The organism is Stenotrophomonas sp. Y-13, from assembly GCF_046267925.1.
GTDB lineage: Bacteria > Pseudomonadota > Gammaproteobacteria > Xanthomonadales > Xanthomonadaceae > Stenotrophomonas > Stenotrophomonas acidaminiphila_A.
In genome coordinates this window covers 1,496,559-1,511,697 of sequence record NZ_CP176501.1, presented here as the reverse complement: position 1 = coordinate 1,511,697, position 15,139 = coordinate 1,496,559, and the positions used below count along the sequence as shown (strand labels likewise).

The following is a 15,139-nucleotide window of genomic DNA, read 5'->3' as shown; positions in this document are numbered from 1 at the left end:
TCAGACCGCCTTAGTTCTTGTCAGGGAACATGATTTTGAGTGCCTGACGGTAGCGATCCTTCTCCTCGTCCGTCATTCCAGCGTACTCGCGGAAGAAGGCTACATCTTCTGGACTGGCCTGAGGCACCTGTTCAAGGGGCTCGCCCATGATGTCCTCCATCGTCACGCCCAGCACCCTGGCCAAGGCCTGGACCCGTTCAGCAGAGGGGCGCTGGCCGTCCTTCATTTCCAGTTCCCATATGTACGCCTTGGTACAGCCGACTTCGTCGGCGACCTGTTGCAAGGTCAATTTCTTTGCCTCGCGTAAGCGTCGCAGGCGTGCTCCGAACGCTGAAGCCATAGCGATGCTCCTGTAGGGAAAAACAGTCAGTTAACAAAAACAAGACCGCCAGTATAGCCGTGAGATACAAATGAGGTCTAGATGTGCCGCTTTGATTGACAAGCGGAAATCTGAGGTTCAGAATCGCGCTTGTATCTCGCTACTTTACTTATTCGAGGTTCGTGTTCAGTAACCTAGTCGCTGGCCAGTGCAGTCCGTACATCGGTCGCAGACCTTCGACGCCGATCCAGAAAGGACGATCAAGATGAAGAAGACCTTTGTCGACGTGATGCTCGAGCTGCCGGTGGACGCCACGCTGCGCGACTTCCTGACCACCCACAGCCTGCCTGTGCCCGATGGCTTTGCCTGGGATGACACACCGGAGACCAGCCAGTTTCTGGTCGAAGCGGTCAAAGTCTGGCCCGACATTGCTGCCCGCGACCGGATGACGGCCAACCTCATGGCCAGCGTTCAGTTGGGCGATGCGGCAGGTAAGCAGGCGATGTTTGAGGCGGCCGTGGCCGAAGGTGCTGCGCTTGCGGGTTTGGCGCTGTGCGCAAGTGACATCCACCGTTCCTTCTGGCTCTACGTCCACCACCCGGCACTGTTCGAGCGTGCCTATGACTTCAGCTTTTGGGAGCAGCATGGGCAACAGACGCAGCAATACGATCTCGGCTTGAAGCGCCAGCCGAACGGTTCGGATGCCAATCTGACTGCGTTGCGTCACGCCATCTCTGCCTTCTACAAGCGTGAACTGCAATGTGGTGACGGCAGCGTGGCGCACTTGGTCGAGCGTAGCCCGGGCGTGTTCCTGCTGTCGGTCCATGTCAAGGACATGGCGATGCTGCGTCTGGAGTTCGAGGGCGCAACCCTGAAGCGCCGGGTCGGCAACCCAAACATCCACATGGTGCTGGAGTACGCCAAGTCCACCGGCGTGGTGCGCACGCTGGTGCGCGGCGGAGCAAAGTACCAACAGATGTTGGTCGAGGCCTTCGCGGAGCATGTGCTGGGCGTGAAAGCGAGCGCTCACAAAATCAAGTCGCCGACGCTGGATTTGTCGATGCTGCGCACCGGATTCGATGTGCCGGAGGCCTTTGAGGACGGCTTCTCGATGGTTCAGTTGAAGGCACTCACCCTGCTCAGCCCTGACACGGCGCTGAAGATCGAATGCACGGCGATGCAATCCAGCCAGCAACGCTCGGTGCACGATTTGCTGAAGGAGAAGCTGCCGGGCCCGCTGGAGGGGCAGTGGGCGGTGACTGCGGCACAGGTAAATCTCTACTACCCACCCGAGCCGGGCAGGACTCGCCCCAAGGTGGTCACCATCGAAGTGACCAGCAAAGGGCGGCTGAACCTGCACAAGTTCGACGCCAAGATGCAGGCGCAACTGGAGGGTTATCTGGTCGCGGTGGGCATCTTGCAGAAGGGCCAGACACTCAGTGCCCAGGAATTGCCGCCAGAGACCGACGCGGTCAGTTCATCATCGGCCTTCGAGGACTGACCAATGGCGACGCACGATGCCTGGGTCCTGGTTTGCCGCCTGTTCGCAGGCGGCACGCCGGTGCTGCGGGCCACGCTCTCGCCACGCGAGGTATCTGCTTTGTCTGTGCTCGGCAAAGCCGTCAGGCCAACAGTGGTGGATCAATCTTTTGTGCTCTGCCCCCACTGTCAGCAGCATCGGGCACAGGTCTGGGGCGATGGACGAGGCGGTCGGATCTGCCGGTGCCCGGAGTGTGGCCAGGTTCCTGTCGAGGCAATCGACGGTGCGGCGTTGGCCCTGGATGAAGACTGGCTGCGGCAGAAAATGCGCCTCGCGCTCGACATCGAGAGCCGCGACGACATCGATGACTTGGGCGACGGTGTTTGGCGGCTCGGTAACGCACGCAGCTCTCCGGTCGTGCTGGCCCGAGAGCTGACGAGAGTGCTGCATGAGCCGTCCTTGCTGGATCGTGTTCGGGTGGCGGGAAGCAACATCCGGGTAATCACCCCCAGGCCGCGCACGACCCGTGGATCGCCCTTCGGCTCCGGTGTGGAATGGCTGGCGCTGGAAGAACGATTCACGTTCTATGGCGGCGGGATCTCGTTCATCCCATCGGCACCGTCTGCAGCGCCAGTAGTGGCCGATCCAGCCGCACCTGTGAACGGGCCATTCTCGGCCGACTTCAAGTGGGCAACGCTGCCGGATGTGCAGTCCACACCAATCCGATTCACCCAAGGTCAGGCCAAGGTGTTCGAAGCGCTCTGGTCGTTCAAGGGGGCCGAGGTGGACGGCGAAAGGATCATGCAGCGCGCTGGCCAGAAGAGCGACAAGCCGATTGACCTGTTCAAGATCAAGTCGAAGGACAAGGGCAAGCCGGAGCATGAGGCTCGACTGGCAGCCTACGGGGCACTCGTCGTCACACAGCAACGCGCTGGACTGTATGCGATGCCGTGTTCGGCAACTGGAAAGGGGGCGAACGTCATGACATGAATTCAGCACCGAAGCGCCTGGCTCGCGCCGACTTCAAGAGCCTGACTTTTTCATTTTTTGGAGAGATTGAAATGAGCGGAAAGAACCAATGGGTCGTACCCATCAACGGCGGTGATCAGTGGGGTGTGCGGGGAGAAGGCAACGACCGCCTCACATCCATCCATGGCACGCAGCAACAGGCGATTGACCGTGCGCGGGGCATCGCCATCAACCAGCAGAGCGAAATGCTCATCCAAGGGCGGAACGGCCAGATCCGTGAGCGCAACAGCTACGGTGACGATCCGTTCCCGCCCAAGGGTTGACGTGGAGGCTGGCCTCGCGGGTTTGCCGTTCTGCTTTGCTCGTGCAAACCCGCGAGCCAACCATTCCCGTCGGCGCACGCATAAGTGGTTGACGAACAACGCCGTCTGCGTGTGCCACGGCGAAGAAGTTAGCGCCGATTTCGAGAGAAGATAGGGCGGAACGGAGGGCAACCGGGGATGTTCCTGCCAGACCACAGGACCCGGGTCGCACACGCAGAATGTGCGGGAACCCCGCGTGGCACGCGGGAAGCACAAATGAAAACGCCCAACTGAGAACAGTTGGGCGCTGAATTTTGGTGGCCGGGGAGGGAATCGAACCCCCGACACGGGGATTTTCAATCCCCTGCTCTACCAACTGAGCTACCCGGCCACTTTGTTTTCGCGACGTTCCCGCCGGCGAGGACGCGCATGATACGGAGGTCTTGCTGTTTCGGCAAGCGTTATCGGCAAGTTTTTTTCGATGCCGGCAACACGGCGGACCGAGCGCGGCCATCCGCGCATGGCCGCATGCGTTCGCGGCCGATGCCCTGGCATGACACGCATCGGCCGCGCGGCATGCGCCCCAACAAAACCTTTACTTCGCCGCGCCCGGCTTTGCATAGCCTGCACTCCATCCCGGGAGGCCAGAAACCATGCACCCTCGCCTGCTGTTGTCGTTGCCGCTGTCGTTGCTGCTCGCCTGCACCGCACAGGCGGCGGCGCCGGTGGAATCGGTCGGACGTTTCGAGCTGGACCGTTACGCCGGCCAGTGGCACGAGATCGCGCACCTGCCGGTGTCGTTCCAGAAGAAGTGCGTGGCCGACATCACCGCCAGCTACCGGCTGCGCGCCGATGGCCGGATCAGCGTGCTCAACCGCTGCCGCACCGGCGATGGCGGCATGATCGAAGCCGAGGGGGTCGCGCGCCCGGTCAGCGGCCACCCGGGGCGCCTGCAGGTTCGCTTCGCCCCCGACTGGCTGTCGTGGTTGCCGTGGGCGTGGGCCGACTACTGGGTGATCGCGCTGGATCCGGATTACCAGTGGGCGATGGTCGGCGAACCCGGGCGCAGATACCTGTGGATTCTGTCGCGCACGCCGTCGATGGACGCCGCCCTGCTCGAGCGGCTCAAGCGCCAGGCCGCCGACATGGGCTACGACCTGGCGCCACTGAAGGTGATGGCGCCGGTCGACTGAGCGCTCGCGCTCATGGCGCGCCGGGCCCGCGCCGGTAATCCAGCGGCGGCGCGTCGCGCTGCAGCAGCGGCACGTAGCGGAAGTCCGCGCCGCGGCGCCGGCTGAATTCCTCCCTGGCCCTGCCGACGATGTCCGGCGACTGGAACAGCCGCACCGCCGCCAGCGCCAGCGCCTTGGCTGCATTGAGCGCGCCCTTGGCGCCCAGCGGGGCACCCGACGCGGCCACCGCCTGCCAGCTGTGCGCCGGCGTGCCCGGCACCCAGGTGGCGGTGCCCAGGCCGGCGGTCGGGACGTTCCAGCTGACGTCGCCGACATCGGTCGATGCGCTGCCGGCCAGGTCCGCGCGATAGGGCTGCAGCTGCATCGCCACCGCCAGCGGCGGCCGCCGCTCCAGGCTCTGTTGCAGCGCTTCGGCGAAGGCCTGCTCGGCGGCGTCGTAGCGCACGCCGCCGACCTGCTCCAGCGCCGCCTGCATCACCTGGCCCAGGGTGTCGTTGGGCAGCAGCGAGAACACCCCGCCGGTCTGCTCGAACTCGACCGTGGTACCGGTGCCCATGGCCGCGCCGTCGGCGGCCCTGCGCAGGCGCGCAAACACCTCGCGCACCACCGCCGGATCGACATGGCGCACGTAGTAGTAGGCCTCGGCGAAATCCGGCACCACGTTCGGCGCGCTGCCGCCGTTGCTGATCACGTAGTGGATGCGGGTGCCGTCGGGCACGTGTTCGCGCATCAGGTTGGCCATGTGGTTGAACGCCTCGACCGCGTCGAGCGCGGAGCGTCCGCGGTCCGGCGCGATGGCCGCGTGCGCGGCGACGCCGTGGAAGCGGAACTTGCCGCTGATGTTGGCCAGGCTGGTGCCCTGCGCGGCCGAGTTCTCGGCCGCCGGATGCCAGTGCAGCACCACGTCCACATCGTCGAACAGCCCGGCGCGGGTCATGTAGACCTTGCCGGAGCCGCCCTCTTCGGCCGGCGTGCCGTACAGGCGTACTTGGCCCGGCGTGCCGCTGGCCTGCAGCCATTGCGCGATGGCGCGCGCGGCGCCCACCGACGCCGCGCCGAACAGGTTGTGGCCGCAGGCCTGGCCCGCGTCCTGGCCGTCGATCGGCATGCGCACCGGCCCGGCCGCCTGCGCCATGCCCGGCAGCGCGTCCATCTCGGCCAGCAGCGCGATCACCGGTCCGCTGCCGCGCGTGCCGTACGAGGCGACGAACGCGGTCGGCATGCCGGCCACGCCGGCTTCGATGCGGAAGCCGGCCTGGTGCAGTTCCTGCTGCAACAGGCGCGAGGAGCGCTCTTCCAGGTAGCCCAGCTCGGGCTGCCGCCACAGCGCCTGGGCGACCTGCGCCTGGCGTGGTGCATAGGCGTCCAACGCCGCCAGCACCCCGGGCTCGGCCCCCCAGGCCACGCCGGCCGCGCAGGCCACCAGCCCGGCGCCCAGCCGGATCCCGAACCGCGCCCGCCGCATGTCCATCGCCCGCACCCTCAGTAGAAGCCCACGTTGTCGATCTCGAACCACACCTTGCAGCCGGCCTCGCCGCCGGCAGAGAACACCAGCTGCTGGACGTCGTCGCCCTGCCATGCGGCCACCGGGCCCTTGCCGCGGTAGGGCGGCTGTCCCTGCAGCGCGGAGAACGGGATCTCCACGGTGCGCCACTGCGGCGCGGCCTGGACCGGGGCGATGAAACGGCGGTCGCCCAGTGCCCGCACCTCCAGCCGCAGCGCCGGCGTGCCGCCGCGTACGTCGAAGCGGATGCTGCGGTAGCCGCGCAGGTCCACCGGCGCGACCGAACCGCGGCTCAGCGGCAGGATCGCCGCGGCATAGGCGTTGGGCTTGATGGACAGCCGCGCCTGGACCGACAGCGCGTGGCCGCCGCTCTCGCGGGCGACGGTCTCGCTGACCTGCAGCGTGCGGTCGTTGCCACCATCGGCCTCGTCGATGCGCAGCGTATCCAGCGCGGTGCGCCCGTCGGCGCGCTCGAAGTCGTCGACCAGCGGCGCCACCGCCTGCGCCGGCAGCGCCAGCGCGCGGTTGCCGGCCGGCAACACCGTGCCCGGCCCGTGCACCTGGCGGCCGGCGACGTAGACCCGCTGGGTGTTGCGGATATCGGCGATGCGCTCCCAGGGCCGCCCCTTCACCAGCAGCAGGTCGGCACGCTTGCCGACCTCGACGGTGCCGCGGTCGTCCACGCCCAGCGCGCGGGCGCTGTTGGCGGTGCCGGCGACCAGCGCCTCGGCCGGGGTCAGCCCGGCGTCGACCAGCAGCTCCAGTTCACGCAGGGTCGAGGCCCCGTGCGGCGTGCCGGTCATGCCGGCGTCGGTGCCGACCACCACCGGGATGCCGGCATCGTGCAGCGTCTTCACGTTGCGCAGGGCATCGGCGAAATTGCGCTCGCGCTGCCGCAGCACCTCCGGGCGGGTACCGGCGGCACCGCTGCCATCCACGCGCGCGGGCAGGTACACCGCCAGCGACGGCGCGTAGGCGGTGCCATGCTCACGCATCAGCTGCACCAGTTCGGCGTCCACGGGCATGTCCTGCACGCTGTGCGCGATCACGTCCACGCCGGCGCGCGCGGCGACCTTGCCGCGTTTGACCATCACCGTGTGCGAGAACACCTTCAGCCCGTGCCGGTGCGCCTCGTCCACCAGCGCGGCCAGGGTCTCCTCGTCCATGCTGCTGTTGTCGGCAGCGTTGGAATAGCGCCAACCGTCGGTGAAGGCCTTGATGAAGTCCGGCTTGTAGGCCGCCACCGCACGCACGCCGGCGCGCGCGGCCTCCGGCGAATTCACCCAGCGGGTGGTGTTCTCGTCGCCCCAGTCGGCACCGTGGCCGAGCGGCGTGCTCATGCGCGCGGCGAATTTCACGTCAGGCGCGGCGATGTCGGCCAGCCAGGCGCGGCGCGGCGCATAGGCCTCGGGCGGCTCGTGGAAATCGCTGACGGTGGTGACGCCGGCGGCCATGTACAGGTTGGCGATCTGCGGCAGCTCGGCCGGGCGCGCATTGGGCGTCCAGTGGGTGTGCAGGTCGAACAGCCCCGGCAGCAGCGCCTGGCCACGGGCGTCGATCACCCGCGCACCGCGGGGCGCGGCCAGGGCCTGGCCGGCACCGGCGACCGCCGCGATGCGGCCGTCCAGCACCAGCACGCTGCCCGGATACGCGGGGCGCCCGGTGCCATCGAACACCATGGCATCGCGGATCAGCAGCGCCGTATCGGCGGACGTGGCGGCCACGCTGGCCTGCCCGGAGGACAGCAGCAACGCGGTGAGCAGGGCGAGCGCGCGGGCGCGGCGGGGAGTGATGTTCATGTATTCAATCCAGAGTCATTGCATGGAATGCGCCGCCTGCGGCGCGCTCTGCGGGGTGCGCAGGCGCACCACCTTGCCCTGCTGTTCGACCACCAGCCCCAGGCTCAGGGCGACGCTGCGGGCGAAGCCCAGCGGGTCGCTGGCCGAGTACAGGCCGACGATGCGGCGGCTGCCGACCAGCGGATCGTCGATGACGATGCGGGTGTCGCTGTAGCGCAGGAACTGCGCCGCCGCCGCCGACAGGGTGTCGCCGTTGAACGACAGCATGCCCTCGCGCCAGGCCAGCTGCTGCTCCAGGTCTTCCGCAGGCACGGCCTCGATGCGGATGCCGTGGCTGCGGTTGGCCAGCGCGCGGTAGTTGGCCAGCAGGCGCGCCGGCGCCACCGCGCCCTGGGTGTCGGCCACGTCCACCACCCCTTCGCGCACCAGCACCTCGACACCGCCGCTGCGACGCTCGGTGAGGCTGACCGCGAAACTGGTGCCGACCGCGGTCACGTCGGTTTCCTGCGCACGCACCACGAACGGGCGGCCGGGGTTCTTGGCCACGTCGAACAGCGCCTCGCCCTGCAGCAGGGTGATGCTGCGGCGCGCGTCGTCGTAGCGCACGCGTACCTGCGAATCCGAGTCCAGGGTGATCGCCGAACCGTCCTCCAGCGGCACCCGCAGGATTTCGCCGCGGCGCGTGGCGTAGTACTCGGCATCATCCTGCTGGCGGTGCACGCCGATCACCAGCAGGCTCAGTGCCGCGGCCATGCCGGCCGCCCAGCGCAGCACCCGCCGCGACCGCCGGAAACGCGGCGGCACGGGAGCCGCGGCGATCGCGGCCGTGCCATTGGACAGCGCGCGCGCACGTGCGGTGCGCGCCAGCACCGCATGCGCCCGCGCATAGGCGCCGAAGTGACGCACATCGGCCTGCAGCCAGGCATCGCGCGCGACCGCGTCGGCGGCCGTCAGCGGGGCCCGGTCCTCGCGCGCGACCCAGGCCGCGGCGATATCGTCGATGCTGTGCTCATCGCGTGCGCGCATGGCGTGTTCCTCCTGCCGCAGGCCGTTCCCTGCCCTCGTCCGCGTCTTTCCCGTCACGCTTCATCGAATCCATCAATACCCGGATTCCCTTGCAGATGTGTTTCTCCACGGTGTTCTCGCTGATCTGCATCCGCTGGGCGATCTCGCGCTGCGAGTACCCCTCGATCCGGCGCAGGACGAAGGCCTGCCGGCACTTGTCCGGCAGGCTGTCGATCAACGCGCCGATCCGCGCCAGTTCCTGCCGCGAGGACGCGGTCCGCTCCGGGCACGCCTCCTCGCCGCCGATGGCCACCCGCTCGATCTCGGCCACGGCCTCGATCGACACCACCTGCGCACGCCGCAGCTGCTGCAGCACCACCGACTGCGCCACCGAGTACACGTAGGCGCGCGGCTGGCGTACGTGGGACACGTCCGCCAGCGCCGCCAGGATGGCGTAGGTCTCCTGGATCACGTCATCCACGTCCTGGCGCACCGGCAGTCGCCGCTGCAGCCAGTCGCGCAGCGCCGGCTCGCACGGCAGCACGTGCTCGGCGAGCCACAACGCACGCGCCGCGCCCAGTGCCGCGCTCATCGCCGCACCCCCGCGGTGCCCGGCGCGTGCCGGGCGCTTTCACGGACAACGTCTGGAATCATCAGAACGCCTTGGTCACGTTGACGTACCAGTAGCGCGGATACGCCTGGTACACCGCCGAGGAATAGCCGAACGCGTCGCTGGACACCGGCGGCCGCTTGTCGGCCAGGTTGTTGGCGCCGACCTTCAGCGACAGCCCGTCCATCCAGCCGTCGCCGCGGAAGTCGTACTTGACGAAGGCATTGGCCAGGGTCTGCGACTTCACCGTCCATGGCGTGCCGTCGGCCAGCACCAGGCCGTTCTCGACGAACGCACTGCTGTAGCGCGCGCTGGCGCCGACCGACAGCTGCTGGTAACGCCAGGTGAGGGTGCCGGACCACTTCCACTGCGGATTGCCGCCGTTGCCGATCAGGTTGCCGCCGCCGGTGACCCGGATCGACGGATCGACCAGGCCGCTGCCCTTGGCGTCTTCCAGCGCCTGCAGCGCCGGCGAGCGCTGGCGGTAGAACTCGATCAGGCGGGTGCCGTTGAGCGACACGTCGAAACGACCGGCGCGGGTTTCCGGCGAGGCCCAGCTGAAGCTGTAATCCACGCCGCGCACGGTCTGCGGTTCAAGGTTGACGTACTGGTCCTTGACGTACAGCACCTTGCCCGCGGCCTCCAGGCCGGTACCGGCGTAGCGCGCGATGTCGTCGGCGGTGGGGTCGGCGCGCACCACGTCGGCGTTGCTGCCGCCCTGCTGGCGCAGCACGTAGTCCAGGATCAGCGCGTTGCCCTCGCCGAACAGGCCGATGATGCCTTCCTGCGCGTACTTGTAGTAATCCACCGCGAAGGTGAAGCGGCCGAAGTCCTCGGGAATGAACTGCGGCTGGAACACGATGCCGGCGCTGGTGTTGGTCGAGGTTTCCGGCTTCAGGTCCGGGTTGCCCGAACGGCGCGCGGTGGTCGAGGCGGTGTAGCCCTTGCAGGCCGCCATCGAGGCCTGCGCGCCGCTGCGCACGTCGGCCAGGCACTGGACCCAGTCGGTGCGGTTGTTGGAGCGGCTGACCATGGTGGCGTTGACCTGCTCCAGGTTGGGCGCGCGGAAGCCCTTGGCCCAGGACGAGCGCACGGTCAGGCCGTCGATGATCTGCCAGCCCAGCGCCAGCTTCGGCTTGGCCACGCTGCCGAAGTCGTTGTAGCGCTCGGCGCGGCCGGCCACCTGCAGGTCCAGCGAACGCACCAGCGGGATGTCCATCCCCGGCGCGACCAGCGGCACCGAGAACTCGGCGAACACACCGGCGACGGTGCGCGACCCGTAGGTGTCCGGGGTCGGGCTGACGCCATACATGTCGCTCGGGTACTGGACCCCGGTGATCGCGTCGGTGAAGGTCAACGAACCGTCGACGTGGGCGTCGCGGTCGTCGCGCTGGGTCTCATGGCGCACCTCCATGCCGGCCGCCATGCCGACGTCGCCGGCCCAGGTGCGGAACAGGTCCGGGCGCGAAGCCTTGACGTCCCACAGGTACAGTTCGGTCTCGCTCTGGCGCTTGGCCTTGTAGAAGAACCGGTCGAGCTTGCTCCAGTCGTTGCAGCCGCCGCAGAACGGGTTGTAGGCCGCCGCGGTCGAATCGGCCAGCGCCTGCTGGAACAGGGTCATGCTCACCGCGTCCTGGGTGTCCTCGACCCTGGCCTTGGAGTACAGCGCCGCGCTTTCCCAGTCGAAACCGAAGTGGTAGCCGCGCAGGCCGGCCAGCGCGCGCACCTGGGTGTTCTTGACCTCGATCCGGGTCGGGCGCTCGAAGCGGTAGCTGGTGATCGTCACCGGCAGGCCGTTGGGACCGATGTTCAGGCCCTGCAGCCGGTTCGGGTTGAGCGTGCCGTCGGGCAGGTACATCGCGCCGAACGGGTTCCAGTAGTTGCTGGCGGCGACCGTCATCGGCAGCGAGGAAATGGTGTTCACGCCATTCTGCAGGCTGTAGGCGCGCGAGTCGTACAGGCCGGCCTCGCTGAACAGCGAGATGCCGTTCTCGAAATCATGCTTGCCGGTGGCGAACAGGTTGATGCGGCGCACGTCCGGCGCGATCGACACCGGGTACAACGACTGGTGGTTGTCGCGCAGGTTGGCGTCGGCACCCGAGGTGGCCTTGCTGCCGGACTGCACGCACAGGCCTTCGCCGAGGGTCGCGGCGCAGTTGCCGTTGCTGGTCGGCTTGACGTGGAAGGCGCCGGCGGCGGTGGTCAACCACTTGCCGTTCTGCGACACGCGCGCGCCATTGGCGGTGAAATTGCCCCACGGACTGTTGGTGTTGCGGTTGTCCACCCCGGCCAGGCCTGCGTACGGGGTACCGGCGAAGTCGTCGATGCGGTTGCCGCTGCGGGTCCAGTCCTGGTCCAGCGAATTCAGGCCGGTGGTGTTGTAGTAATTGAAGGCCACGGTGACGTTGGAGCGCAGGTCCTGCGAATTGCGGCCCCACATGCCGTTGACCGACACATCGCTCAGGTGGGTGCCCTCGCCCACGCCCTTCTGCACGCTCAGCGTGCCGCCGTCCATGTCGTCGCGCAGCACGTTGTTGACCACGCCGGCCACCGCGTCGGTGCCGTAGATCGCGGCGGCGCCGTCCAGCAGCACCTCGACCCGGCGCAGGTTGGCCACCGGCACGGTGTTGGCGTTGTAGGTCAGCACCGGCACCAGGTTGCCGTCGGCCTGGCTAGTCGGGTGCACCACGGTGCGGCGGCCGTTGATCAGCAGCAGCGTGTTGCCCACGCCGAGCCCGCGCAGGTTGACCGAGGCGATGTCGCCGCGTGCGTAGTTGGAGCTGTTGCCGCCGTTGGTGCCGCTGAAGGAGACATTGCCCATCTGCGGGATGGAGCGGTACAGGTCGTCGCCGGAGACCGCGCCGGTGGCTTCGATCTGCTCGGCCTGCAGCGTCGCCACCGGCAGGATCGCCGCCGACTTGCTGCCCTTGATCTGGCTGCCGACCACGGTGACCTGGTCCAGCGTATTGACCGGGCCGCTGGCCGGCGCCGGCTGCGGCGCCGGGGCCACCGGTTCGGGTTCGGCGGCCTGCGCCACCGCCAGCCCGCCCAGGCCACCGAGCGAGGCCAGCATCGGCGCGGCGGCGCGCAGGGTGATCGTACGGCCGTCGTCCGAGGCGATGGCCAGCCCGGTGCCATTGAGCAGGCGGTTCAACGCCTGCCGCGGGTCCATCTGCCCCTTCAGCTGCCCGACCTCGATCCGCCCCTCGTCGCCCATGGCGGCCGGCGCGATGATCTGCAGGCCCGCCTGGCGGGCGAATTCAGGCAGCACTTCCTCGATGCGACCGCCTTCGATATCGAACTGCGGCGGTGCGGCGAGCGCCGGCATGGCCACGCACAGCGCCGCGGCGGTCAGGCCGCCACGGATGGCGCTGGCCAGCGGCAACAACTTGAATGAACGCATTGATGAACCCCTCTCCGGTATATGCGAATGCGGCGACGTTGTCCGTCTCCTCACCTGCCTAGATGAGCCTGCGCGGAAGTTCCGCCATCGGCCGCACCTTCGCCCCCCGGCCATGCCCGCCATACGGCGTAGTATCCTTTGGCCAACCCCTCCGGATCCCGAGGACCGAGCAGTATGCGTTTTCGCCCACAGTACGTCCTGACCGCAGTTCTCAGCCTCGCCCTGGCCGCGTGCGGCGGCGGCATGGTGAAGCGGGTTTCCGAACCCGCCGCCGGCATCCAGCAGCTCACCGTCGCCAACGACGGCAGCTGGGAAGTCGAGCTGCGGCTGCGCAACTACAGTTCGATGCCGATGCGCTTCGACGACGTCGCCCTGCGGATCAAGGTCGGTGACCAGGCCGCCGGCACCCTGGCCGCCACCCCGGGGCTGTCGATCGGCCCGGAATCGGCCGACGTGATCAAGGTCCGCCTGCAGCCGGCCTCGCCGGCGCGCATCGTCGTGGCCGACGCCCTGGCCGGCGGCCGCTCGCTGTTCTACGAGCTGGAGGGCACGGTCAAGGCCACCCCGGAAGAAAAAAAGCAGCGCAGCTTCGAGGTGAGCGCACGCAACACCCTGAACCAGGCGCCGGGCCTGCCCGGCGTGCTGCGCTGATCCGCCTCCCCTTTCCGTTTCATCCGAGATCGCACCGATGAGCAACTACAAGGCACCCGTTACCGACCTCCGCTTCGCCCTGCACGACGTGCTCAAGGCCGAGTCTCTGTTCGCCGCGATGGGCCACGCCGACGCCAGCGCCGACGTCATCGACGCCGTGCTGGAGGAAGCCGGCCGCTTCAGCGCCAGCGTGCTGGCGCCGCTCAACGCAGTGGGCGACCAGAACGGCTGCACGCTGGACAAGGCCACCGGCGAGGTCACCACCGCGCCCGGTTTCAAGGAAGCGTACGCGCAGTTCGTCGACGGCGGCTGGACCGGCCTGACCGCCGCGCCGGAGTTCGGCGGCCAGGGCATGCCCGAAACCCTGGGCATGGCGCTGAGCGAGATGGTGTCCTCGGCCAACCTGGCCTGGAGCCTGTTCCCGATGCTGTCGCACGGCGCGGTCGAGGCACTCAAGCACTACGGCGAGGACTGGCAGAAGGAAGCCTTCCTGAAGCCGCTGGTGGCCGGCAACTGGACCGGCACCATGTGCCTGACCGAGCCGCATGCCGGCACCGACCTGGGCCTGCTCAAGACCCGCGCCGAGCCCAACGCCGATGGCAGCCATGCCATCACCGGCACCAAGATCTTCATCACCGCCGGCGAGCACGACCTGAGCGAGAACATCGTCCACCTGGTGCTGGCCAAGCTGCCCGACGCCCCGCCCGGGCCGAAGGGCATCTCGCTGTTCGTCACCCCCAAGTACAAGGTCGGCCGCGACGGCACGATGGGCGAGCGCAATGCCCTGCGCTGCGGCGCGCTGGAACACAAGATGGGCATCCACGGCTCGTCCACCTGCGTGATGAACTTCGACGGCGCCCAGGGCTACCTCGTGGGCCAGCCGCACAAGGGCCTGCAGGCGATGTTCGTGATGATGAACTCCGCCCGCCTCGGCGTCGGCATCCAGGGCCTGGCGCAGTCCGAGCGCGCCTACCAGGGCGCCCTGGCCTACGCCCGCGAGCGCCTGCAGTCGCGCGCGCCGAAGGGCGCGCAGCTGGCCGACAAGCCGGCCGACCCGATCATCGCCCAGCCGGACGTGCGGCGCATGCTGCTGTCGATCAAGGCGCTGACCGAAGGCGGGCGGCTGCTGGCCGCCCACGCCTACACCCAGCTCGACGCCGCGCAGAGCGCCGGCGACGCACAGGTGCGCGCCGATGCCGAGACCCTGGTCAGTTTCCTCACGCCCATCGTCAAGGCCTGCCTGACCGAGTGGAGCATCGAGTGCACCTACAACGCCCAGCAGTGCTTCGGCGGCCACGGCTATATCGCCGAACACGGCATCGAGCAACTGGCCCGCGACGCCCGCATCACCACCCTGTACGAAGGCACCACCGGCATCCAGGCGCTGGACCTGATCGGGCGCAAGACCGCCCTGTCGCAGGGCGCGGGGCTGAAACTGTTCCTGGCCGAGATCCAGGCGTTCATCGCTGCCAACGGCGACAATCCCGCCGTCGCCGAATTCCTGCCGGTGCTCGGCGCCCGGGCCAACGAATGGGGCACGCTGACCCGCAGCGTCCTGCAGCGCGCTGCGGCCAATCCCGAGGAGCTGGGCGCGGCCAGCTGGGACTATCTGTTCTACAGCGGCTACGTCGCCCTGGCCTACTGGTGGGCGCGCGCGGTAGCCGCGGCGCAGGCATCGGCCCACCCCGACGCCTTCAAGCAGGCCAAGCTGGAAACCGCGCGCTTCTACTACGCGCGCATCCTGCCGCGCACCCTGGCCCATGCCGCCAGCATGGAAAGCGGTGCCGCGCCGCTGATGGCCATGGACGCCGCGCGCTTCGGCGAGTGAGCCCGGCCCGGCCGCCATCGTCGATGGCGGCCGGGTTTACACAAATTGTCACGCTTCGTGTATAAGCTGTTTTCCC

The 15,139-nt window shown here is 68.3% G+C and carries 12 protein-coding genes and 1 tRNA gene; 6 read left to right on the top strand and 7 right to left on the bottom strand.

The annotated features are described in order from the left end of the window. Positions 1–10: 10 nt before the first annotated feature. Positions 11–340 (bottom strand): helix-turn-helix domain-containing protein, encoded by a 330-nt coding sequence (locus tag ACJ7VY_RS06735; protein ID WP_409476617.1) that lies wholly within the window; start codon positions 338–340, stop codon positions 11–13. 244 nt (positions 341–584) lie between these two features. Here ACJ7VY_RS06735 and ACJ7VY_RS06730 point away from each other — a divergent pair, with 244 nt between their 5' ends. From ACJ7VY_RS06730 to ACJ7VY_RS06720, 3 genes are read left to right on the top strand one after another with little or no spacing between them, the layout of a single operon-like run. Continuing rightward, a complete protein-coding gene (locus ACJ7VY_RS06730; protein ID WP_409476616.1) occupies positions 585–1,820 on the top strand; it encodes a hypothetical protein in 1,236 nt (411 codons plus the stop codon). Between the two features lie 3 nt (positions 1,821–1,823). Then, positions 1,824–2,789, top strand: a complete 966-nt coding sequence (locus ACJ7VY_RS06725; protein WP_409476615.1) for a hypothetical protein — start codon at positions 1,824–1,826, stop codon at positions 2,787–2,789. Further along, positions 2,786–3,091 carry a DUF2188 domain-containing protein gene (locus ACJ7VY_RS06720; protein ID WP_409476614.1) on the top strand — a complete coding sequence of 102 codons (306 nt, stop codon included), beginning with the start codon at positions 2,786–2,788 and terminating at the stop codon, positions 3,089–3,091. The genes ACJ7VY_RS06725 and ACJ7VY_RS06720 overlap by 4 nt, the downstream gene beginning before the upstream one ends. A gap of 294 nt (positions 3,092–3,385) precedes the next feature. Here the strand turns inward: ACJ7VY_RS06720 and ACJ7VY_RS06715 are convergent. Then, a tRNA-Phe gene (locus ACJ7VY_RS06715) sits at positions 3,386–3,461 on the bottom strand. Positions 3,462–3,723: 262 nt separating this feature from the next. Here ACJ7VY_RS06715 and ACJ7VY_RS06710 point away from each other — a divergent pair. Then, positions 3,724–4,263, top strand: a complete 540-nt coding sequence (locus tag ACJ7VY_RS06710; RefSeq protein WP_104938591.1) for a lipocalin family protein — start codon at positions 3,724–3,726, stop codon at positions 4,261–4,263. A 10-nt stretch (positions 4,264–4,273) separates the two neighbouring features. Here the strand turns inward: ACJ7VY_RS06710 and ACJ7VY_RS06705 are convergent, their stop codons facing one another. The 5 genes from ACJ7VY_RS06705 to ACJ7VY_RS06685 all read right to left on the bottom strand — a co-directional run bounded on the left by ACJ7VY_RS06705 (position 4,274) and on the right by ACJ7VY_RS06685 (position 12,584). Continuing rightward, positions 4,274–5,734 carry an amidohydrolase gene (locus ACJ7VY_RS06705; RefSeq protein WP_409476613.1) on the bottom strand — a complete coding sequence of 487 codons (1,461 nt, stop codon included), beginning with the start codon at positions 5,732–5,734 and terminating at the stop codon, positions 4,274–4,276. An 11-nt stretch (positions 5,735–5,745) separates the two neighbouring features. Beyond that, positions 5,746–7,566 carry an amidohydrolase family protein gene (locus ACJ7VY_RS06700; protein ID WP_409476612.1) on the bottom strand — a complete coding sequence of 607 codons (1,821 nt, stop codon included), beginning with the start codon at positions 7,564–7,566 and terminating at the stop codon, positions 5,746–5,748. A gap of 15 nt (positions 7,567–7,581) precedes the next feature. Then, the gene (locus ACJ7VY_RS06695) at positions 7,582–8,592 is read right to left on the bottom strand and encodes a FecR family protein (RefSeq protein WP_409476611.1); all 1,011 of its coding nucleotides are present in this window, start codon (positions 8,590–8,592) and stop codon (positions 7,582–7,584) included. Further along, on the bottom strand, positions 8,576–9,163 hold the full coding sequence (locus ACJ7VY_RS06690; protein ID WP_104938589.1) for an RNA polymerase sigma factor: 588 nt from the start codon (positions 9,161–9,163) through the stop codon (positions 8,576–8,578). The genes ACJ7VY_RS06695 and ACJ7VY_RS06690 overlap by 17 nt, the downstream gene beginning before the upstream one ends. Before the next feature lie 61 nt (positions 9,164–9,224). Then, on the bottom strand, positions 9,225–12,584 hold the full coding sequence (locus ACJ7VY_RS06685; RefSeq protein WP_409476610.1) for a TonB-dependent receptor: 3,360 nt from the start codon (positions 12,582–12,584) through the stop codon (positions 9,225–9,227). Positions 12,585–12,758: 174 nt separating this feature from the next. On the opposite strand from ACJ7VY_RS06685, the gene ACJ7VY_RS06680 reads away from it, so the two are divergent. Beyond that, positions 12,759–13,235 (top strand): LEA type 2 family protein, encoded by a 477-nt coding sequence (locus tag ACJ7VY_RS06680; protein WP_104938588.1) that lies wholly within the window; start codon positions 12,759–12,761, stop codon positions 13,233–13,235. A 37-nt stretch (positions 13,236–13,272) separates the two neighbouring features. Then, entirely contained in the window at positions 13,273–15,063 is a 1,791-nt protein-coding gene (locus ACJ7VY_RS06675) for an acyl-CoA dehydrogenase C-terminal domain-containing protein (RefSeq protein WP_409476609.1), read from the top strand. Positions 15,064–15,139 lie beyond the last annotated feature (76 nt).